General features: G+C 73.0%; 19 protein-coding genes. 6 read left to right on the top strand and 13 right to left on the bottom strand.

The features are described 5' to 3' along the window. Window positions 1-137 precede the first annotated feature (137 nt). From ACZ573_RS22155 to ACZ573_RS22110, 10 genes are all read right to left on the bottom strand, one after another. Window positions 138-1,079: an SCO1860 family LAETG-anchored protein gene (locus ACZ573_RS22155; protein ID WP_471306732.1), complete on the bottom strand. Its 942-nt coding sequence runs from the start codon at window positions 1,077-1,079 to the stop codon at window positions 138-140. 292 nt (window positions 1,080-1,371) lie between these two features. Beyond that, the gene (locus tag ACZ573_RS22150) at window positions 1,372-2,520 is read right to left on the bottom strand and encodes an amidohydrolase family protein (protein ID WP_471306730.1); all 1,149 of its coding nucleotides are present in this window, start codon (window positions 2,518-2,520) and stop codon (window positions 1,372-1,374) included. A gap of 30 nt (window positions 2,521-2,550) precedes the next feature. Continuing rightward, window positions 2,551-3,612 carry an aminotransferase class V-fold PLP-dependent enzyme gene (locus tag ACZ573_RS22145; protein WP_471306728.1) on the bottom strand — a complete coding sequence of 354 codons (1,062 nt, stop codon included), beginning with the start codon at window positions 3,610-3,612 and terminating at the stop codon, window positions 2,551-2,553. A 105-nt stretch (window positions 3,613-3,717) separates the two neighbouring features. Further along, complete coding sequence (locus ACZ573_RS22140; protein ID WP_301371937.1) at window positions 3,718-4,425, bottom strand: DsbA family oxidoreductase; 708 nt, start codon at window positions 4,423-4,425, stop codon at window positions 3,718-3,720. 70 nt (window positions 4,426-4,495) lie between these two features. After that, complete coding sequence (locus ACZ573_RS22135; RefSeq protein ID WP_471306726.1) at window positions 4,496-4,996, bottom strand: GNAT family N-acetyltransferase; 501 nt, start codon at window positions 4,994-4,996, stop codon at window positions 4,496-4,498. Between the two features lie 63 nt (window positions 4,997-5,059). After that, the gene (locus ACZ573_RS22130) at window positions 5,060-6,508 is read right to left on the bottom strand and encodes a peptidoglycan D,D-transpeptidase FtsI family protein (RefSeq protein ID WP_471306724.1); all 1,449 of its coding nucleotides are present in this window, start codon (window positions 6,506-6,508) and stop codon (window positions 5,060-5,062) included. A 62-nt stretch (window positions 6,509-6,570) separates the two neighbouring features. Next, window positions 6,571-7,275, bottom strand: coding sequence for a response regulator (locus ACZ573_RS22125; RefSeq protein ID WP_471306722.1), 705 nt, complete (start codon window positions 7,273-7,275; stop codon window positions 6,571-6,573). Beyond that, on the bottom strand, window positions 7,272-8,480 hold the full coding sequence (locus tag ACZ573_RS22120; protein ID WP_471306839.1) for a sensor histidine kinase: 1,209 nt from the start codon (window positions 8,478-8,480) through the stop codon (window positions 7,272-7,274). The genes ACZ573_RS22125 and ACZ573_RS22120 overlap by 4 nt, the downstream gene beginning before the upstream one ends. A gap of 65 nt (window positions 8,481-8,545) precedes the next feature. Then, on the bottom strand, window positions 8,546-9,538 hold the full coding sequence (locus tag ACZ573_RS22115) for a hypothetical protein (RefSeq protein ID WP_471306720.1): 993 nt from the start codon (window positions 9,536-9,538) through the stop codon (window positions 8,546-8,548). 102 nt (window positions 9,539-9,640) lie between these two features. After that, on the bottom strand, window positions 9,641-10,423 hold the full coding sequence (locus ACZ573_RS22110) for an IclR family transcriptional regulator (protein ID WP_471306719.1): 783 nt from the start codon (window positions 10,421-10,423) through the stop codon (window positions 9,641-9,643). Between the two features lie 127 nt (window positions 10,424-10,550). Between ACZ573_RS22110 and ACZ573_RS22105 the strand changes: the two genes are divergently transcribed. The 3 genes from ACZ573_RS22105 (at window position 10,551) to ACZ573_RS22095 (ending at window position 13,890) form a co-directional block, all read left to right on the top strand. Further along, window positions 10,551-12,074 (top strand): aldehyde dehydrogenase (NADP(+)), encoded by a 1,524-nt coding sequence (locus ACZ573_RS22105; RefSeq protein ID WP_471306717.1) that lies wholly within the window; start codon window positions 10,551-10,553, stop codon window positions 12,072-12,074. A 280-nt stretch (window positions 12,075-12,354) separates the two neighbouring features. After that, window positions 12,355-13,611, top strand: coding sequence for a TerD family protein (locus tag ACZ573_RS22100; RefSeq protein WP_471306715.1), 1,257 nt, complete (start codon window positions 12,355-12,357; stop codon window positions 13,609-13,611). 102 nt (window positions 13,612-13,713) lie between these two features. Then, entirely contained in the window at window positions 13,714-13,890 is a 177-nt protein-coding gene (locus tag ACZ573_RS22095; protein ID WP_189735878.1) for a hypothetical protein, read from the top strand. Window positions 13,891-13,920: 30 nt separating this feature from the next. On the opposite strand, the gene ACZ573_RS22090 is transcribed toward ACZ573_RS22095, so the two are convergent. After that, window positions 13,921-15,360 carry an alkaline phosphatase PhoX gene (locus tag ACZ573_RS22090; RefSeq protein WP_471306712.1) on the bottom strand — a complete coding sequence of 480 codons (1,440 nt, stop codon included), beginning with the start codon at window positions 15,358-15,360 and terminating at the stop codon, window positions 13,921-13,923. 305 nt (window positions 15,361-15,665) lie between these two features. Next, the gene (locus ACZ573_RS22085) at window positions 15,666-17,156 is read right to left on the bottom strand and encodes a hypothetical protein (RefSeq protein WP_471306710.1); all 1,491 of its coding nucleotides are present in this window, start codon (window positions 17,154-17,156) and stop codon (window positions 15,666-15,668) included. Between the two features lie 410 nt (window positions 17,157-17,566). Here ACZ573_RS22085 and ACZ573_RS22080 point away from each other — a divergent pair, with 410 nt between their 5' ends. From ACZ573_RS22080 to ACZ573_RS22070, 3 genes are all read left to right on the top strand, one after another. Beyond that, window positions 17,567-19,408 carry an endonuclease/exonuclease/phosphatase family protein gene (locus ACZ573_RS22080; RefSeq protein WP_471306708.1) on the top strand — a complete coding sequence of 614 codons (1,842 nt, stop codon included), beginning with the start codon at window positions 17,567-17,569 and terminating at the stop codon, window positions 19,406-19,408. Window positions 19,409-19,477: 69 nt separating this feature from the next. Further along, the gene (locus tag ACZ573_RS22075) at window positions 19,478-19,960 is read left to right on the top strand and encodes a GNAT family N-acetyltransferase (RefSeq protein WP_471306706.1); all 483 of its coding nucleotides are present in this window, start codon (window positions 19,478-19,480) and stop codon (window positions 19,958-19,960) included. Window positions 19,961-20,106: 146 nt separating this feature from the next. Continuing rightward, window positions 20,107-20,361, top strand: a complete 255-nt coding sequence (locus ACZ573_RS22070) for a hypothetical protein (protein ID WP_471306704.1) — start codon at window positions 20,107-20,109, stop codon at window positions 20,359-20,361. Between the two features lie 16 nt (window positions 20,362-20,377). Here ACZ573_RS22070 and ACZ573_RS22065 read toward each other — a convergent pair whose 3' ends face one another. Then, on the bottom strand, window positions 20,378-20,632 hold the full coding sequence (locus ACZ573_RS22065) for a hypothetical protein (protein ID WP_471306702.1): 255 nt from the start codon (window positions 20,630-20,632) through the stop codon (window positions 20,378-20,380). Between the last annotated feature and the right edge of the window lie 81 nt (window positions 20,633-20,713).

Below are 20,713 nucleotides of genomic sequence, written 5' to 3'. Positions count from 1 at the left end.
TGTCCCCCGCCGGGGCCCGCCGACCCCATGCGTCACCGGACACGCCGCCCGTCCTCGCCCGTCACCCGTTGAGCACTCCCCTCCGTGCGCTCCTCGGGGCGGGCGCGCCGGGCGGCGGCCCGGGGCTCCCGATCGCCCTACGAGGCCCTGCCCCGCCGGGTGATCAGGAGCGCGCCCCCGCCGATGGCGAGCAGGGTCAGGGCCCCGCCTGCGACGTAGGGAGTCAGTGAACCTCCGCCGGTCTCGGCGAGGTTGGTGCCGCTGGTACCGCTGATGCCGCCGGACGTGGCGGAGCCGGAGCCGGTCCCCGTCGCCGTCTGGGGCTTGACGTCCGGGTCCGCGGGCGGGTTCGCCGCCGGCGCCGCGCCCCTCGGGGACTCGCAGTGCGCCTCCGCGAGCACGATCTCGCCGTCGACCTTCGCCACGTTCAGGTTCAGCGGGTTCACCGCCACCTTCAGACGGAGCGCGGCCGCGGCCGCCGTGGTGCCGGTGGTCTCCGTGGCGGACAGCTCGAGGTCGATCCGGCCCACTCCGGGGACCTCGACCTGGGTGGGGCCGCCCGCCGACAGGGTGACCTTCTTGCCGAGCGCCGTCACCTTCCCGAGGGCGTTCGCGCTCGCCACCGGCTTCTTGCCCGCCTCGCAGACGGCCTTGGAAGTGACCTTCTCCACCTCGATGAGGGAGAGCAGCGGCAGGCCGGGCACGTGGACGGAGGCCTTGGCGAGGTTCGCCTCCGCCTCGGCCCGGGTCTTGTCGGCGGTCGCCTTGGAGGTGGCCACTTCGGCGCGCAGCACGCTGATCGGATCGTTCCCCTCGACCCCGTCCAGGGTGACGGTCAGTGCGGTCTTCTCGGCCGTCGCCGGGGCGCTGACCTCGTTGAGGGTCGTCTTCAGCGGGACGTTCACGGTCTTGTTGAGCAGGCCCACGTCCAGTCCGGCCCGCAGGACGACGGCGCCGGCCCTGCCCTCACCCCCGGCCGCGCCTCCTCCCGTGGCGAAGGCGGGCGGAGCGGTGAGCAGGGCCACCGCTCCCGTGGCGAGGAGGACGGCCGCGGGCATGCGGAAGGTATGGCTGTTCACGGTGGTGGAACCCCCGGGGAGTTGGGTGCCGTCGCGCCGCCGATGGGGGACATCGCGGGCGCCGACGGACTCGACCCCGGAATCTTTACGCACTGTGGGTGAACGGGGAGCAACCTGACGTGAGTTCACCCCAAAGGGTGGTTTCCGGGCGCACATTCGAATCATTACGCCTCATGAAGAACGCAAGTTGTCTTCTTTCACGGACACCCGGCCCGCGCGGTCGTCTTCAACGACCGACGGGCCGCGGATGTCACGCGACGTCAACCGGGCGCCGCACGCACGGCCGCACGGCTCAGGCCCGGACCCTGCCGTTCACGACGACCCGCAGCGGCCGCGCCAGCACGCGTACGTCGGCCCGCGGGTCGGCGGCGTACACCACGAGGTCGGCGGGCGCCCCCTCGGTCAGCCCCGGCCTGCCGAGCCATTGGCGGGCCGCCCAGGCCGTCGCGGAGAGGGCGTCGATCGGCGGGATACCGGCCTTGACCAGCTCCGCGACCTCCGCCGCGACCAGGCCGTGCGGCAGGGAGCCGCCCGCGTCGGTGCCGACGAAGACCTCGATGCCCGCGTCGTAGGCGGCGCGGACGGTGTCGTAGCGCCGTTCGTGGAGCCGTCGCATGTGCGCCGACCAGTGCGGGAACTTCGCCTCGCCGCCCGCCGCCATCTTCGGGAAGTTCGCGATGTTCACGAGCGTCGGCACGATCGCGACCCCGCGCTCCGCGAACAGCGGGATGGTGTCCTCGGTGAGGCCGGTGGCGTGTTCGATGCAGTCGATGCCCGCCTCGACCAGGTCGCGCAGCGAGTCCTCGGCGAAGCAGTGCGCCGTGACGCGGGCGCCCAGCCGGTGCGCCTCGGCGATGGCCGCCTCGACCTCGGCGCGCGGCCAGCAGGCCGCGAGGTCCCCGGCCTCGCGGTCGATCCAGTCGCCGACGAGTTTGACCCAGCCGTCGCCGCGCAGCGCCTCGCGGCCGACGTACTCGACGAGGTCGGCGGGTTCGATCTCGTGGGCGTAGTTGCGGATGTAGCGGCGGGTGCGCGCGATGTGCCGACCGGCCCGGATGATCTTCGGCAGGTCCTCGCGGTCGTCGATCCAGCGGGTGTCGGAGGGCGAACCGGCGTCCCGGATGAGGAGGGTACCGGCGTCGCGGTCGGTGAGGGCCTGGCGCTCGGCGGTCTCGGCGTCGACCGGGCCGTGGGCGTCCAGGCCCACGTGGCAGTGCGCGTCGACCAGTCCGGGCAGGGCCCAGCCGGTCACCGTGGTCACCTCGCTGACGCCGCGCGGGCGCTCGTAGGAGATCCGCCCGCCGACCACCCACAGCTCGTCGCGTACCTCGTCGGGCCCGACCAGCACCCGGCCCTTGACGTGCAGTACGTCGCGCGCACCGGGCACATCGCCCGCATCGCCTGCATGACTCACACCGCTCACACCGCTCACATCACTCATGGCGGCACTGTACGCACGGGCCCCGCCGCTTCAGGAGGCGGAGAGGGCGTCCAGGAGCCGGTCCACGTCCGCCTCCGTGTTGTAGAGGTGGAACGAGGCCCGCAGGAGGCCCGCGCGGGCCGATGTGACGATGCCGGCCGCCTCCAGGACGGGCTGCCGGCCGGCGAGGCCCGGCACGGAGACGATGGCGGAGTCGCCGGGGACGGGCTCGTGGCCCAGGCGTGCGATCCCGGCCCGGTAGCGGGCGGCCAGGGCGGTGTCATGGGCGTGGACGGCCTCGATGCCGATCCGCTCCAGCAGGGCCAGCGCGCGCTCGGACGCGTGGTAGGCGAGGAAGGCCGGGGACTCGTCGAACCGACGTGCCCCGTGGGCGAGTTCCGCCATCGGCCCGTAGGTGGCGTCCCCCTCGGCCACCGCCGGAACCCATCCGGCGTGCAGCGGGGTCAGCGTGTCCTGGGCCTCCGCCGACACCGTCAGGTACGAGGCTCCGCGCACGCCGAGCAGCCATTTGAACCCGGCGGCGACCGTGTACTCGTACGGCGAGGCGTCGAACGGGAGCCAGCCGACCGCCTGGGTCGCGTCCACGAGCATCCGGGCCCCGTGCGCGGTCGCCGCGGAGCGCACCGCCGCCAGGTCGGCCTTGCGGCCGTCCGCGGACTGCACGACGCTCAGCGAGACCAGGGCCGTGCCGGGGCCCACGGCCTCGGCGACGGACTCGAGCGGGGCGAAGCGCACCTTGAGGTCGCCGCGCGCCACGAACGGGTTGATCACGGAGGAGAACTCGCCCTCGGGGCACAGCACTTCGGCGCCGGACGGGAGCGAGGCGGCGACGAGGCCGACGTGGGTGGAGACGGCCGAGCCGATGGACACCCGGTCGGTGTCCACCCCGACCAGGCGGGCGAAGGCCGCCCGGGCCCCGTTCACGCGGTCGAAGTCGCCGAAGCCGGTGGGGAGCCCGGCCCCCGCCGCCTCGGCCAGCTCCTGTACGGCCGCGACGGCGGAACGCGGGACGACCCCGCACTTGGCGGTGTTGAGGTAGGTGGTGGAGTGGGCGAACTCGGCACGGGTCGCTTCGGCGAGCGGAAGATCCATGCCGTCAACTCTGCGCCAGGAACGGCCCGCAGTCCACCGCCCGAGTCCCCCGAGTCCCCTCGAGTCGCCCGACTCCCCCGAGTCCTCCATGTCCCCGGGTGATCCTTATGCCTGGGGGACCGCGCACGCGCCGTCGGGCTCGCAGGCCTCGGCGGCCGCGGCCGGTTCCTCGACCTCGCGCCCGGCCCACGCCTGCTCCAGGGCCCGGGTGAACACCTCGGCCGGCTGTCCGCCGGAGATCCCGTAGCGGCGGTCGAGGACGAAGAACGGCACGGCGTTCGCGCCCAGCTCGGCGGCCTCGCGCTCGTCGGCCCGGACCTCGTCGGCGTAGGCGGAGCCGTCGGCGAGGACGGTGCGGGCCTCGGCCTCGTCCAGTCCGGCCTCGACGGCGAGCGCGATGAGCACCTCGGGGTCGAAGACGGAGCGCTCCTCGGCGAAGTTGGCGCGGTAGGCGAGGTCGAGCAGCTCCTCCTGGCGGCCGCGGGCGGCGGCCAGGTGCAGCAGCCGGTGGATGTCGAAGGTGTTGCCGTGGTCGCGGCCCTCGGTCCGGTAGGTGAGGCCCTCGGCGCGGGCGCTGGCGGCGACGTGCTCCTCCATGCCGCGCGCCTCGTCGAGGGTGCGGCCGTACTTCTTGGCGAGCATCTCCACGACGGGGGCGGTGACGCCCTTCGCCCCGCCCGGGTCGAGCTCGAAGGACCGGAAGACGACCTCCACCTCGTCGCGGTGCGCGAACTCGGCCAGGCCCTTGGTGAAACGGGCCTTTCCGATGTAGCACCAGGGACAAGCGATGTCGCTCCAGATTTCGACGCGCATGATCCTTCTTCTCTCCGGGTTCCAAGGGGGGGGTGAAACGGTTTGTGGTTCAACCATTCACCGCCCCGTCTCATTCCCCGGACGGGGCCGGCACCTGCCCCACCTGCAGCCAGAGGGTGCGGTGGGTGCCCGAGCGGGGGGCCGACGGGTCCGCGCGCCAGCCCTGGGTGGCGTAGAAGGCCTGGGCGCGGAGGTTGTGCTCGTAGACCTCCAGGCGGACCCGGCGGATTCCGGCCCGCCGCCAGGCGTCCAGGCAGGCGGCGTGCAGGGCGGCCCCGGTGCCGCGGCGCCAGTGGTCGGGGTCGACGTGGAGCTGGGTGAGGGTGGTCTCGCCGTCCCGCGTGCGGAACGCGGCGACCCCGGTGAGCTCGCCGTCCTCCTCGGCGCAGAGCACCTCGCCCTCGGCCGCGTCCCGGGCGATGGCATGCGACCAGCCCTCGCGGGTTCGCTGGAGCTCGGCGTCGCCCGGGTAGGCCTGCTCGGGGATGTGGCCCTGGTAGTAGGTGGCGCGGGCCCGGGCGTGCAGGGCTGCGATCGCGGGGAGGTCGGCGGGCTGCGCGGCTCTGATCATGGGAGTGGGAACGCGCCGGGAGGCTCGGCGGTTCCCGGCCCGCCGGCCTCGCGGCCTTCGTGGCTACTTCTTCAGCCACGCCTCCATCATCTTCTGGGCGATGGGGGCGGCCAGCCTCCCGCCGCCGATCTCGGAGCGGTCGGTGTCGGAGTTCTCGATCACCACGGCCACCGCGATCTGCTTGCCGTTCGACTTGCCGTACGAGGTGAACCAGGCCAGCGGTGCGAGGCTGTTGTTGACACCGCGCTGGGCGGTACCGGTCTTGCCGCCGACCTCGGCGCCGGACACCTGCGCCGGCTTGCCGCCGCCCTCGGTGGCGACCGTGCGCATGGCGTCGCGGATCATCGAGGCGGTCCTCTCCCCCATGACCTGCTGGGACTTCGGGTCCTTGAAGCTCTCCAGTACGTCGCCGCCCGCGTCGGTGACCTCGGAGACCAGGTGCGGGGCGACGAGCTTGCCGCCGTTCTCGATCGCGGCCGTCACCATCGCCATCTGGAGCGGGGTGGCCTGCACGTCGAACTGGCCGATACCGGTCTGGGCGACCTGGTCGACCGACATCTTCTTCGACGGGTACTTGCTGGGCGGGTTGGTGCGGACCGGGGTGTCGATCTGCGTGTTGAAGCCGAGCTTCTGGGCCGTCGCCCGCATCTTGTCCTGGCCCAGCTTGGACGCGAGCTCGGCGAAGACGTTGTTGCAGGACAGCTTCAGGGCGGTGCGCACCGAGACGTTGTTGCAGGCCGCGGAGCCCGCCTCGCTGGGCAGCGGGGTGCGGGTGCCGGGGATCGTGTACGGGTCGGCGATCCCGGTCTGCCGGTCGAGGTCGGTGACGAGGCCGTTCTCGATCGCCGCGGCGAGGGTGACCAGCTTGAAGGTGGATCCGGGCGCCTGGGGCTTGCGCAGCGCCACGTTCTCCATGGCCTTGCCCTTGTCGGCGGAGAGCGCCGCCCAGGCCTCCTTGTCGTTGGCGCCGGCGATGCTGCCGGGGTCGAAGGAGGGGTTGTTCACCACGGCGAGGATCTCGCCGGTCTTCGGGTCCAGGGCCACGGCCGCGCCCTGCTTGCCCTGGAGCGCGTCGTAGGCGGCCTTCTGGACGCCCTTGTCGATGGTGGTCAGGACGTTGCCGGGGGAGGCCCGCTTGTTGGTGAGCATGTCCATCATCGTCTTCAGCCGGCTGTCGGAGCCGTTGAGGACGTTCTTGTAGATGCCCTCCAGCAGGGTGGTGCCGTAGGCCTGGGAGCTGTAGCCCGTGACGGGTGCGTACAGGGGGCCGTCGACGTACGTCCGCTTGTAGCCGAAGTCCTTGCCGCCCGTCTTCTCCGAGCCGGTGATCGCCTCCCCGCCCACGATGATGTTGCCCAGCGGGTTCTCGTACTGCCCGATGAGATTCCGGCGGTTGTGCTCGTCGTCTGCGAGGGCCTGGCCTTGATATGCCTGCACCCAGGTGACGCGGACCAGCAGGGCCAGCACCAGAAGCAGACAGAAGACCGACGCACGCCTGATCGTCTTGTTCATCCCCCAGAAGGACGTCTCCGCGGTCCCAGCCGTTCCGCTCTGCCCCGATTGTGGCGGGCTTCTCAGCTTTTCTTCATGATGAAGCCTCCCTCGTAGGCCGCGATGACCGCCTGGGTGCGGTCGCGGGAGCCGGTCTTGGTGAGGACCGCGGCGACGTGGGTCTTGACGGTCTGCGGCCCGACGCCGAGGCGCTCGCTCATCTCGTGGTTGGACAGCCCGGTGGCCATCAGGCGCAGGACGTCGGCCTCGCGCTCGGTGAGCCGGGCCACCCAGGGCGCGTCGGCGGGCGGGGCGCCGGCCGTGTGGGCGGCGGCGAGGGAGCGGACGGCGGCCGGGAAGAGCAGCGAGTCGCCGCGGGCGACGAGCCGGACCGCGCCGATCAGCTCGTCGGGGTCGGCCCGCTTGAGGAGGAAGCCGGCGGCTCCCGCGCGCAGCGCGTCGTAGACGTACGCGTCGTTCTCGAAGGTGGTGACGACCACGATCCGGGGTGGCTCGGCCATGGTGGCGAGGATCTGCTGGGTGGCCCGGATGCCGTCGATCTCGGGCATGCGGACGTCCATGAGCACCACGTCGGGCGCCAGTGAGCGGACCAGCGGAACCGCCTCGGCCCCGGTGGCCGCCTCACCGACGACCTCCAGGTCTGCTTCGGCCTCCAGGATGACCCGCAGCGCGGTGCGGACCATCCGCTCGTCGTCGCAGAGCACGATGCGCAGCGGCGGCCGCGGCGCGGGAACGGGAACGGGCGCGGGAACGGGCGCGGCGGTCATCGGGCTTCCCCGGCGAGCGGGAGGACGGCCCGCAGCCGCCACCGGTCCCCGTGCGGGCCGGCCTCGACGCTGCCGCCGAGCAGCGAGGCGCGTTCCGCGGCGCCGCGCAGTCCGCGGCCCCCGGTGGTACGGGTCTCCCGGTCCTCGGCGGGCGCCGCCGGCGGATTGGTCATGGTGATCTCCAGTTCACGGTGTGCGGTGTCGGGGCCGGCCTGTACGCGGATCCGCAGATCCACCGGGCCCGCCCCGTGCCGCAGGGCGTTGGTGAGGCCCTCCTGGACGATCCGGTACGCCTCGCGGGAGGCGATCGCCGGGAGGGCGGTCCAGTCCCCGGCGGGTCCGGGATCCTGGTGCGCGGTGACGGTGGTGCCGGCGGCCCGGGTGCGGGCCAGCAGTCCGTCGAGGTCGGCGGCGAGGGTGGGCGCGGGCGCGGCGTCCGGCCGGGCCGGGTCCCCGTCCCGCAGCAGGCCCAGGACGGCGTCGAGCTCGCCCACCGTCCGCCGCGTGGTGTCCTCGATGGCGGCCAGCGCCTCCCGTACGAAGCCGGGGTCGCGCTCCAGCATCCGCCGGGCGGCGGCGGCCTGGAGGGTGACGGCGCTCAGGGCGTGCCCGACCGCGTCGTGCAGCTCCCGGGCCAGCCGGTTGCGCACGGCCAGGTCGGCGGCCCGCTCCTCGGCCGCGGCCAGCCGGTCCGCCGCCGTGGGCCCGAGCAGTACGGGCGCCATCCTGGCCAGCAGCTTCCCGGCCCCGACCGCGCACAGGGTGAGCCCGGCCAGCAGCCCGATCCCGGCCAGGGGGGCGAGGTACGGGCCGGCGTCCGTGGCGAACCAGCCGTACCCCAACCGGACGACCCGCAGCCGCCCCACGACCGGCACCGCGATCAGCATGACCGCCATGGGCGGCACCGCGAGGGTCATTCCGCTGATCAGCGCGCCGGTCCCCAGGTGCAGGGTCCACCAGGCCGAGGCCCGCCCCCGTGCGGCCCAGGACGTGGTCGGACCGTCGGCCAGACGCTCCCCCGGCACCTCGCACATGGCTCGGACGGCGGCCACCGACATCGGCCGGACCGGCCCGAACAGCGCCGTGACGGCGACGAGGGGCAGGGAGGCGGCGTAGGCGAGGAAGGTGAGCGGGGCGGAGTCGAGCGCGTTGACCCCGCCCGCGGCGACCCCGACGACCACCTGCGTGAGCAGGAAGTACGGCATGAGCAGGGCGCCGCCGAGGATCAGGTGCACCCAGCGCCACCGGGCCCGCGCCACCGGCCGCCGGCTCACCCCGGGCGGCGGGTGCTGAGGAACCGTATGAGGACAGTGCCCGTGAGCAATCCGGTGATCATCTGACCAGCGTAGATCAACAGCGTTGTGGCGGGCGGCCCTTCGCCGCCGTCCAGCTGGGGTCCCAGGCCGGAGACCGTCATCCACGCCCCCCAGTTCAGCGTCGCCGCCCCGCCGATCCACGCGAGGCCCAGCGGCCACCGTGCCCGCAGCGTCCCGCCCCGGGCCAGCAGCACGGCCCCCGCCCCGGCGGCGAGCGCGCATATCGCGTGGACCGCGGACACCACGGCCGTGTCCGCGGAGTTCGCGGCCGCCCGCTCGGCGCCCAGGCCGACGGCGCCTCCGAAGGCCCAATACACGAGCACCCCCGCGACCGCCAGGCCGACGGCCGCCGCGGCTGCCGCCACCACCCCCGTGGGCGACGGCAGCCGCTCCCCCGTCACGCCCCGCCAGGCCCGGCCCCAGCGCTCCCGCGCATAGGGCACGAACAGAGCCGCCAGGGCGAGTCCTTGGACCGTGAATCCGCTGTAGACGACGTGGAACACCCATGGGTCCAGGAAGGGCTTCCGCGCCGCCTCCACCGCCGGGTCCCTGCCGAAGCCGAGCGCCCGTACGAGCAGTTGGCCCGGGAAGCCGAGGAGGATCGGCGTCAGCAGCCCGGTGGCCACGAACACCGGGACGGTCAGCAGCGGGCCCGGCACCCGTATGCCCCAGGGCCGGGTGAGCACCAGCACGAGCAGGATCACGCAGGCGTCCATGGCCAGCGTGACGGAATTGACCGCCAGGAGGAACGGGCCCGGCTCCCGCAGCACGCTGCCCTCGGGTATCCCGAGGTTGCTCCCGCACACCCAGACCGTCTTGAGCCCCAGATACGGCACGGTGGCGGTCAGGGCCACCGCCCGCAGGATCCGCCGCCCGCTCCCCAGGGGGGAGGGCGACAGCTGCTTCACTTCCGTCAGGTCACTCGGGTGCGTCTCTCGCGTGTTCATGACTCAACACTCGCGGCCGCGCGGCCCCGCCACCTCCCCCTTGAAGGGGAACCGCCTCCCCCGCGCGGGGGAGCACAACGCCCGCCCCGCCCGCGGCGCGTGTCACATGCGGCGCGTCACGACCGACAGCCGGTCCCGCGCCTCGAACAGCGCCGCCTTGATGACCTGCTCGTGGTCCCCCGTCAGCCGGGCCACCGGCACCGAGCAGCTCACCGCGTCCCGCGCCGGCGTCCGGTACGGCACGGCCACCCCGAAGCAGCGCAGCCCGAGCGTGTTCTCCTCCCGGTCCACCGCGTACCCCTGCTCCCGCACCAGCGCCAGCTCCTCGATCAGCTGCTCCCGGTCGGTGACCGTGTGCTCGGTGACCGCCTCCAGGCGCCGCGGCAGCAGCCCCCGTACCTCCTGGTCCGTGTGCGTGGCCAGCAGGGCCTTGCCCAGCGCGGTCGAGTGCACGGGCAGCCGCCGCCCGACCCGGGTGAAGGGGCGCAGGTAGTGCTGGGACTGCCGGGTGGCGAGGTAGACCACGCTCGTCCCGTCAAGCCGGGCCAGGTGGATGGTCTCCGTGGTGTCGTCGGAGAGCCGGTCCAGGGTGGGCCGGGCTGCGGCGACCACCTCGTCGCCGTCGATGTACGAGCTGCCGACCAGCAGGGCCCGTACGCCGATGCCGTACCGGGTGCCCGTCGCGTCCGTCTCCACCCAGCCCAGATTCACCAGCGTCCGCAGCAGCATGTAGAGGCTGGACTTCGGCAGGGAGAGGTCGCTTTGGATGTCGGCCAGGCTGTGCAGCCCCGGCCGCGCCGCGAAGTGCTCCAGCAGCAGGACGGTGCGCACCGCCGATTTGACCGGCGCCGCCTGGGCGGGGATCCCGGACTCGGTCGTCGTCATACGCCTGCTTCCCCTCTGGTCGCCTCTTGTCACGCCGAGGACGCGGAAATAGAGTCCACAGCAGATGTGATCATTCATCCACCGGAACTGCGTTCAGAATACTGAACGATCCAGGAGGCAGTGGGCCATGACAACGACACCAGTCTGGAGTGTGGACCCCCGCACCGGGAAGCAGCGCGAACAGGTTGCGGTGGAGGCCACACCCGGCGAGGTGGACGAAGCCGTACGGGCCGCCCACGCCGCCCGTGGCTCGCTCGCCGACGCCACCGTGCGCGCCGCCTTCCTGCGCGCCGCCGCCGCGCTGCTGGACGAGGCCGCCGCCCATGTGATCGAGGCCGCCGACGCCGAGACCGCGCTCGGACCGGGCCGGCTCACCGGCGAACTGGCCCGCACCACCGGCCAGCTGCGCGCCTTCGCCGACGCCGTGGACGCCGGGGCCTACCTCGACATCCGGATCGACCGGGCCGACCCCTCCCTCAGCCCGCCGCGCCCCGAACTGCGCCGCTACAAGGTCCCGCTGGGCGTGGTCGCGGTCTACGCCGCCTCCAACTTCCCGCTCGCCTTCTCCGTCCCCGGTGGGGACACCGCGAGCGCGCTCGCCGCCGGCTGTCCGGTGGTCATCAAGGCGCACCCCGACCACCCCGCCACCTCCGAGCTGTGCGCCTCGCTGCTGCGCCGGGCCGCGGCCCTGACCGGGCTCCCGGCCGAAGTGGTGAGCGTGGTCCACGGGTTCGACGCCGGCCTGGAGCTGATCCGCCATCCGCTGGTGGCGGCCGCCGGATTCACCGGTTCCATCCGGGGCGGGCGGGCCCTGTTCGACGCGGCCGCCGCCCGTCCCGTACCCATCCCCTTCCACGGTGAACTGGGCTCCCTCAACCCCGTCGTGGTCACCCCGGCCGCCGCCGCCGAGCGCGCCGAGGAGATCGGCGCCGGGCTCGCGGGCGCGGTCACCCTCGGCGTGGGCCAGTTCTGCGTGAAGCCCGGCCTGGTGCTGGTCCCCGAGGGCGCGGACGGCGACCGGGTCACCGGCGAGCTCACCAAGGCGCTCGGGGAGACCGAGCCGGGGGTGCTGCTCGACCACCGGATGCGGGAGAACTTCGTCTCCGGGGTGCGCGAGCGGGCCGCGCTGCCCGGCGTCGACGCTCCCGTGACCCCGGGCTCCGGCGGCGAGCACACCGTCGGCGCGGGCTACCTGACCGTGCCCGCCGGGAGCCTCCTGGAGGGCGGGGCCTACGACGTCCTCCTGGAGGAGTGCTTCGGTCCGGTCACCGTCGTCGTGCGGTACGCCGACCAGGGCGAGGCGAGCGCGGTCCTCGGGCTCCTCGGCGGGAACCTGAGCGCCACCCTCCAGCTGTCGGCCGCCGAGACCGAGGGTGCGCCCGGCCCGGCCGCCGAGCTGATCGGGCAGGTCACCGGGCTGGCGGGGCGGATCGTGGTCAACGGCTGGCCGACCGGGGTGGCGGTGGCCCCGGCCCAGCACCACGGCGGCCCGTACCCGGCCGCGACCTCGCACTCCACCTCGGTGGGTGGCACGGCGATCGAGCGCTGGCTGCGTCCGGTGGCCTACCAGTCCGTGCCGGACGCACTCCTTCCGGCGGAGCTGCGCGAGGACAACCCGCTGGGGCTGCCGCGTCAGGTCACCGGGGGCTGAAAGTCCCGGTGTCCCGGCAGGCGCCGCCGCCCGCCGGGACACCGGAAATCCCGTTGCCCGCGGCCACCCCGCGCGGGAGCCGCGCCGAGAAGGTCCTGGCCGAGGTGGGGTCGGGCGACGCGCAGCTCGTGACGGCCCGCTGGACCGGCTCGTACAAGTCCGGCAACGAGCGCGTCGCGCGCAGTCCCCCCCCCCCGCAATCAGTGCTCACATCCCGAACGTCCCAGAACATCCCGCGAGGGTAAGGGAACGGCAAAGCACCTCCGGTCGTTCTCCGGGCATGACCGCTATGACCCCTGGATCCAACCTGCCGCTCAATGCCGTCCGCGTGACGGTCGACGTGGCTGCGCCGGTACGGCTCGACGTATCGGCCCTGCTCCTGACGGCGGACGGCAAGGTGCGCTCCGACGCCGACTTCATCTTCTTCAACCAGCCCTCCGGCCCCGGTGTCAGCTACCGGTCCGGCGGGGGTACGGCACCGGACTCGATCACCGTGGACACGGCCGCCCTGCCCCCGGGCATCGAGCGGATCGTGGTCACCGCCAGCCCCGACGCCGCCGGGCAGTCCTTCCAGGGCATCGAGCCCACCGGCACCGTGCGCAACGCCGACGGCGGCGCGGTGATCGCCTCCTTCACCCCGCCGCGGCTGGGCACCGAGACCGCGCTCGTCGTCGTCGAGGTCTACCAGCGCGGCGGCGTATGGAAGGTGCGCGCGGTCGGCCAGGGGTACGCGAACGGTCTCGCGGGCATCGCCACCGACTTCGGGGTCTCCGTGGACGAGGAGCCCGCGGCGCCCCAGGCCGTGACCCCGCCCGCGCCCCCGGCGCCCCCCGCGCCTGCGGCCCCGCCGGCCTCCTACCCGGCCTCCCCCTGGCTCGGCGGCCCCACCACGCCCGCGGCTCCCGCGCCGGCCGCCCCCGTGGCGCCTCCCGCACCCGCGGCCCCCGCGCCCGGCACGGGGAAGATCAACCTCGACAAGGGCCGGGTCAGCCTCCAGAAGAACCAGACCGTCTCCCTCGTCAAGGGCGGCCGCCCGCTGCTCTCCCAGGTCAAGATGGGTCTGGGCTGGGAGCCGGCCTTCCGCGGCAAGGACATCGACCTGGACGCCTCCGTCATCGCCTACGGCCCCCAGCGCAACCACATCGACAGCTGCTACTTCGGCAAGCTGTCCATCCTCGGCGGTGCCATCAAGCACTCCGGTGACAATCTCACCGGTGAGGGCGCGGGCGACGACGAGGTGATCGTCGTGGACCTCGGCCGGATCCCCGCCGACGCCACCGGCCTGGTGTTCACGGTGAATTCCTTCTCCGGCCAGAAGTTCACCGAGGTGGCCAAGGCCTACTGCCGTCTCATCGACGCGGCGAGCGGCGAGGAGCTGGTGCGCTTCGACCTCACGAGCGCCGAGCCCCAGACCGGCGTGATGATGGCCAAGCTCATCAAGCAGTTCTCCGGCGAGTGGGAGATGACCGCCATGGGCGACTTTGTGAAGTCGCGCACAGTGCGCGGCATGGTCAAGCCCGCCGCACAGGCACTCTGAGCAGGTGGGCGGGCACATGTGGCCACCGGTGCGCGTCCCGGGTGATGGATGCCACGCGTAATCCGTAGGTGGCTGTCAGTGCCCGCCCGTAGCCTTGGAACCATGCACGAGACACTCACCCCCGCGGGGCCCGCCCGCCCGTCCGCCGCCGAGGCGAACGAGGCGATACGGCACCTTGTCGAGACCCGGGTGGACGGCGAGTGGCCCTCGGAGGCGTATGAGTTCCTGCTCGCCGAGTGGGCCGAGGCCTCGCGCGCGGAGGTTTCCCCGGCCCTGTAGGCGGCACGTGCGCGGCACTGCCGCCGACGGTCAGTGCGCGCGCCGCCACGGCCCGGTGATGGCCAGCATGATGCCCGGCTCCTGGATGTTGGCGTACAGCGTGCGCCCGTCCGGGGAGAAGCAGACACCGGTGAATTCGGAGTACTCCGGCGCCTCGGCCGACCCGTTGTTCAGCTCGTTGCGCGCGAGCGGGTAGGTGCGTCCCGACGCGGTCGCGCCGAACAGGTGCTGCAGCCCCGAGCCGTCCTCCGCGATGATCAGGCCGCCGTACGGGGACACGGTGATGTTGTCGGGGCCGTCGTAGCCGCCGTCGGCCGACGGGTCCGCGTTGATCCCGATGAGGACGGTGAGGCGGACCGTGCGCCGCTTGGGGTCGTAGAACCAGACCTGGCCGTCGTGGGCCGCGCCCGGGCTCTCCTCACGGGCGTAGGACGAGACGAAGTACGCGCCGCCGTCCGCCCACCACATGCCCTCCAGCTTGCGTCCGCGCGTCACCACACCGTCGGCGAACTGCTTGCGCACCGGTACGGTCCGGGCATCGCGGTCGGGCACGTCCACCCAGTCGACCCCGTACACGGTGCCGATCTTCGTGGCGCGCGAGAAGTCGTCGACGAACCGGCCGGAGCTGTCGATGCACTTGGCGGCCTGGAGCACGCCGGCGTCGGCCGCCAGCGTACGGAGTTTGCCGCGCCCGTGGTGGAAGCCGCGGGGCGGGGTCCAGCGGTAGAGCAGCCCGTTGGGGCCGGAGGCGTCCTCGGTCAGGTAGGCGTGGCCCTGGCGCGGGTCGATGACCACGGCCTCGTGGTCATAGCGGCCGAAGGCCTTGACCGGCCGCGGGTCACGGTTGGCGCGTCGGTCGTGCGGGTCGACCTCGAAGACGTAGCCGTGGTCCTTCGTCATGCCGTTCTTGCCGGCCAGGTCCGAGTTCTCCTCGCAGGTCAGCCAGGTGCCCCAAGGGGTGGCGCCGCCCGCGCAGTTGGTCGACGTACCGGCGATGCCCACCCATTCGGCGACCTCGCCGCCGCGCCGGACCTCGACGACCGTGCATCCGCCGGCCGCGGCCGGGTCGTAGACCAGGCCCTCGGTGAGCGGGACCGGACGGGCCCAGTTCTCCCGCTTGCCCTTGAGCTCGTGGTTGTTGACGAGGAGGGTGACCCCGCGGTGGCCCTCGAAGGCGGCGGTCCCGTCGTGGTTGGACGGGGTGGTCTCGCCGGAGTCCAGCTTGGTGACCCCGCTGTGCGTGATGACGCGGTACGTGAATCCGGCGGGCAGGGCCAGCAGTCCGGCCGGGTCGGGGACGAGCGGGCCGTAGCCGGGCTCGCAGGGCCGTCCGTGCTCGTCGCGATCGGTGCTGTCCTCGGCGGCGAGCGCCCCGGGGGCGGTGGCGAGGGCGCCGACCGTCCCGGTGAGCGCCACTCCCGCTCCGGCGATGACGGTACGAGCGGTGAAGTCTCTACGGCTGAGCGGCATCGGGTCTCCAGGGGTGGGGAGGTGGTGCGCCTGTCGTGCGGTCGTCGGCGCACACGCTCTCGCCCGCACGTGAACGGCGGCTGAACTACCCATCAAGAGGAACCGACCCCTTGCCCTGCCCCGGAATGGCCAACTCCGGCCCCAGGAACGGCGCATTGTCACCGCCCTCCCGGGCACCCGCTCCGGGCACCCCGGTCGGGGGGCCCGGGTCAGTCCTGAGCCAGTGGCGCCCATCGTGTCCACCGAGGAGTCAGGTCCGGCCAGGTCCGACCCCCGGTCCGGCCCCGACCCGACCGGGGACCGGCTCAGGCCGGGCGGCGGGAGCGGGCCTTGAACGCTGCCTTGCGGGCCTCCTTGGCCGCCTTCTTGTCCGGGTGCAGCCGGCCCATCGCCTCCAGGACGTACGCCGTCGACGGGTGCTCCACGCGCCACACCTCGTCGAAGAAGCCCGCGTGGTGAGCGGTCAGGGTCTCCATCAGGAGAGGGAGCTCCTCCGTCTCCCCGTCGGCGGCGAGCTGCGCCGCGATCGTGTCCACCGTCAGCCAGAACACCATCTCCGGGTCCGGCACCGGTACGTCGCTCACCCCGCGCTCCGCCAGCCAGACCCGGGCCAGCCCGCCGAGCTCCGGGTCGTCCAGCACCGAGCGGACCGCGGGCTCGGCCTCCGGTCCGGCGGGGGCCAGGGCCTGCTGGCACCGGAGCCGGCGCAGCGGGCCGCCTTCGTCGTCCCCGCGGGCGGCGGCCAGCAGCTCGGCGGCCGCGGCGGGCAGTTCCCGGCCTGCCAGCCACTGCTCGATCTCGGCCTGGGCGGCGCTCTCGGAGTAGAAGGAGACCGCGTCGAGGAGGGCGTCGGCGCCCTTCTCGGCCAGTTCGCCGACGGCGGGGGCATCGACCCCGGCCTCCAGCATCCGGGCCCGGATCCCGTACAGGCCGAGGGGGGTCAGGCGGACCATCCCGTAGCGGGAGACGTCCTCGTCGTCCGCGGAGCTCCCGGCGCTCGCGGTCTCCCGCTCCAGGGAGCCGTCGGTCTCCGTCATCAGCTCCGCGTCGACGGGCCGGAACTCCACCAGCCCGATCGGCTCCAGCTGCCGGAACTGGTCGTCGAGGCGCATCATCGCGTCCGAGACCTGCTCCAGCACGGCGTCGGTCGGCTCGCCCATGTCGTCGGGCACGACCATCGACGCGGCGAGCACCGGCAGCGGAACCGGTTCGTCCGCGGCCCCGCCCTCGGTGACGGTGAGCAGGTAGAGGTTGGCGAGGACCCCGTCGAGGAAGTCCGCCTCGCGCCCGGGGTTCCAGTCCAGCCGGTCGAAGTCGATCTCGCCGCCCGCGTCCAGCGCGTCCACGAGGTCGTCCAGGTCGGGCACCGCCGCGTCGGCGAGCACCGTGTCCAGCGCCGCCAGCCAGAGGTCGAGCACGTCGCCGGGCGCCCCGCTCGTCACCAGCGCGAGGTCCTCACCGGGCGCGGCCGTGCCGAAGCGCTCCTCGTCGCCTTTCCCGCCGTCGTCCTCCGGCTCGGTCACGTCGACCAGGCCGGTGTCCACGGCCACGCGCCAGGCCTGGCTCGCGTACCCGGCGGAGTCCGCGTCGGCGGCGTCGAGGCCGAGCACCGCGGCGGCCTCGGGAAGCTGGTCGGCGGCGAGCTCGCCACCGACGCCGACGCGGGTGGCGGGTCCGGCCCAGCGGGCGAGGCGTACGGCGCGCGCGAACAGCGGGGCGCCGAGGGCGTCACGGGCCAGCTCCGCATCGGAGTGCAGCCGTACGGGCGGCAGCGTGGGGTGCGAGTCTGCGGACATGGGGACGGTTCTCCTCGCGGACGCGGTGGGGCGGGGTAGGACGGGTGTGGCGGGGTGGAACGGGGGTGTGGCGTTGGTGACACGGGCCGTGCTGTCGGCCGGACCGTCAGATGCGCCCGGATTTCGATGACATGGCCGACATGACGGTCAGTGCGGGCATGCGGATGTGGCGCAGACGACAGGCGTGGCCTTCGTACGGCGCTCCAGCGTAGACGCATTTCGGGCGTGTCCGGCGGGCCATCCCCTTTGGTTCATCCCACAGTCAGCTTCCGTATTCCCTGGAGGGCTTGACAACTTTGCTGGCCACACAGGAAATTGACGCGCGTAGATGTACAGGGAGCGGCTTGCCTCCCGCAGATCTCACTGCCGCACCCCCCACCTTTCCCTCTCCCACACCGGAGTTCCTGCCCATGCGCTCCTCGCATCCCCGTTCCGCCGCCGTCGCGGCCCTCGTCGCCACCGCACTGGCCACCGGCCTGCTCGCGGGTTCCGCCGACGCGGCCGAAGGCGCCGTGTCCGCCGATCCGATACGCATCCACGACATTCAGGGCACCACCCGGATATCCCCGCTCAACGGCAAGCAGGTCACCGACGTCGAGGGCATCGTGACGGGCGTACGTACGTACGGCTCGCGCGGCTTCTGGATCCAGGACCCGGACGCCGACGACAACGACGCCACCAGCGAGGGCGTCTTCGTCTTCACCAACTCGGTCCCGACCGTCACCGCGGGCGACGCGGTCAAGGTCTCCGGAACGGTCGGCGAGTACATCCCCGGCGGCGTGAGCTCCGGCAACCAGTCCGTCACCCAGATCTCCAAGCCGACGGTGACCGTGGTCTCCTCCGGCAACGCGCTGCCCGAGGCCACCGCGATCAACGAGTACTCGGTGCCCGCCGAGTACGCCCCGGCCGGCGACCCGGCCGCCGGCGGCAGCATCAACGGTCTGACCCTGGAGCCCTCGCGCTACGCCCTGGACCACTTCGAGTCGCTGGAGGGCATGAACGTCAAGATCGGCACCTCCCGCGTGGTCGGCGCCACCGACCCGTACTCGGAGCTGTGGGTCACGGTCAAGGGCTGGGAGAACACCGCCAAGCGCGGTGGCACCATCTACGGCTCCTACGAGTCCCAGAACACCGGCCGCCTGCAGATCCAGCAGCTCGCGCCCATCGCGCAGCAGCCCTTCCCGGTGGCCAACGTCGGCGACAAGCTGACCGGCACCACGGAAGGCCCTCTGGACTTCAACCAGTTCGGCGGCTACACGCTGGTGGCCCGCACGCTCGGCACCGTCAAGGCGGGCACCCTCGCCCCCGAGAAGACCAAGCCGCAGGCCGAGCAGGAGCTCGCGGTGGCCACGTACAACGTCGAGAACCTCGACCCGACCGACCCGCAGGAGAAGTTCGAAGCGCTGGCGAAGGCCGTCGTCGAGAACCTGGCCTCCCCCGACGTCCTCGCCCTGGAGGAGATCCAGGACGACAACGGCGCCAAGAACGACGGCACCGTCTCGGCGGAGCAGACCCTCGCCAAGTTCACCGCGGCGATCTCGGCCGCCGGCGGCCCGGCCTACCAGTGGCGGACCGTCAACCCGGAGGACAAGAAGGACGGCGGCGAGCCCGGCGGCAACATCCGCCAGGTGTTCCTCTTCAACCCGGCGCGGGTCTCCTTCACCGAGCGCGCCCCCGGTGACGCGGTGACCGCGACCGGCGTGACCAAGGTCAACGGCAAGGCCGCTCTGACCCACTCCCCCGGCCGCGTCGACCCCGCCAACCCGGCGTGGGCGGACAGCCGCAAGCCGCTGGCCGGCGAGTTCGTCTTCCGCGGCAAGACGGTCTTCGTGATCGCCAACCACTTCGGCTCCAAGGGCGGCGACGAGGGCCTGACCTCGCACCACCAGCCGCCGGTCCGCTCCTCGGAGGCCAAGCGGCTGCTCCAGGCGCAGGCCGTGAACGGCTTCGTGAAGCAGATCCTGGCGGAGGACAAGAACGCCGACGTGCTGGTCCTCGGTGACATCAACGACTTCGAGTTCTCGGCGACGACGGACGCGCTGGCGGACGGCGGGGCGCTGTATCCGGCGATCAAGTCGCTGCCGAAGGCGGAGCGTTACTCCTACGTCTACCAGGGCAACGCGCAGGTGCTGGACCAGATCCTGACCAGCCCGGCGATCAAGAAGTTCACGTACGACAGCGTGCACATCAACGCGGAGTTCTCGGCGCAGAACAGCGACCACGACCCGCAGGTGCTGCGCTTCCGCCCGTAACCCTTCGGGTCCCGCAGCTGCAGGGGGTCCGGCCGCCGTCCCGGCCGGGCCCCCTGCCACAATCCCGGCATGATCTTCCGTGAGGCCACCCGCCAGGACCTGCCCGCCGTACTCGCCCTGCTCGCCGACGAGGACTCGGTCGTCGACCCGGCCGGGGTCGTGGTCGGCGAGGCGCACGAGCGGGCCTTCGCCTCGATCGAGGCGGACCCGCGCAACGAGATGCTGGTCCTCACGGACGGGGCGGGCGAGGACGACGGGGTGGGCGGGGCCGGGGAGGTCGTCCTCGGCTGCCTGCAGCTCACGTACATCCCTGGCCTGGGCCAGAACGGGCAGGAACGGGCGCTGGTGGAAGCGGTACGGATCCGCGCGGACCGGCGGGGCGGGGGGCTCGGCGCCGAACTGATGCGGCTCGCCGCCGAGCGGGCCCGCGAGCGCGGCTGCGGCCTGGTCCAGCTGACCAGCAACAAGCGGCGGACGGCCGCGCACCGGTTCTACGAGCGGCTGGGCTTCGCACGCAGCCACGAGGGCTTCAAGCTGCACCTGGAGCCGTAACCGGGCCTTCTCGGACAAGCTAGGGACTTTCGGCCCTGGCGTGACGCTCGACACATCCCTGCCGAATCGACCGGTCGGGGTGGTTGAGTATTTCCACGCTCGATCTTGTTACCGGCTCGTACCGACCGCACCCCCGGAGGATCCTCGTGCTCCCCTCCATCTCCCTCGCTCAGGAAATCGGCCTCGCCGTCCTGCTCGTGGCCGCGATCGTCTGGTTCACCGGCCTCCGCCACATGCGGGAGGACAGCCGCTTCCCCCACGCGGATCCCGGCGCCGCCGGGGGCCTGCCGATGATCCCTGCCCAGCGCGGCTCCGCGGCGCACCCGATGGAGTCGGTGGAGCTGACCGAGGCGGAGAAGCAGGCCTTCGCGGGCCTGGTCCGCACGATCCCCCTGAGCTGACACCCGGCCCCGCGGCCTACCCGTCGCGGCGGCCCGCCGGCTCCTTCGGCCTCACGGCGCCGATCAGTGCGCAGACGCCCGCGGTCGCGGCCAGGCTCCCCACCATGACCATGGCGACGCCGACCGCGAAGAGCCCGCTGGCATCGTCCGACCAGTCGTAGAAGGCGGCACAGGTCAGGCCGGCCGTGACGCCCACGACGGCGCCCGTCGCGAGGCCCCGGTACGCCGCCCAGCACACGGGCACCGGCAACGTCAGCCCGAGCCCGAGCACCTGCCGGGCCTCGTAGGGCCCGGTGCGAGCGCCCTCCCGGCCGTGGGGGACGGCGAGAGGGCGCTCGGGAAACGGCGGTGC

The organism is Streptomyces sp. NPDC040545, from assembly GCF_055595065.1.
This window is presented reverse-complemented; position numbering and strand designations above follow the sequence as displayed.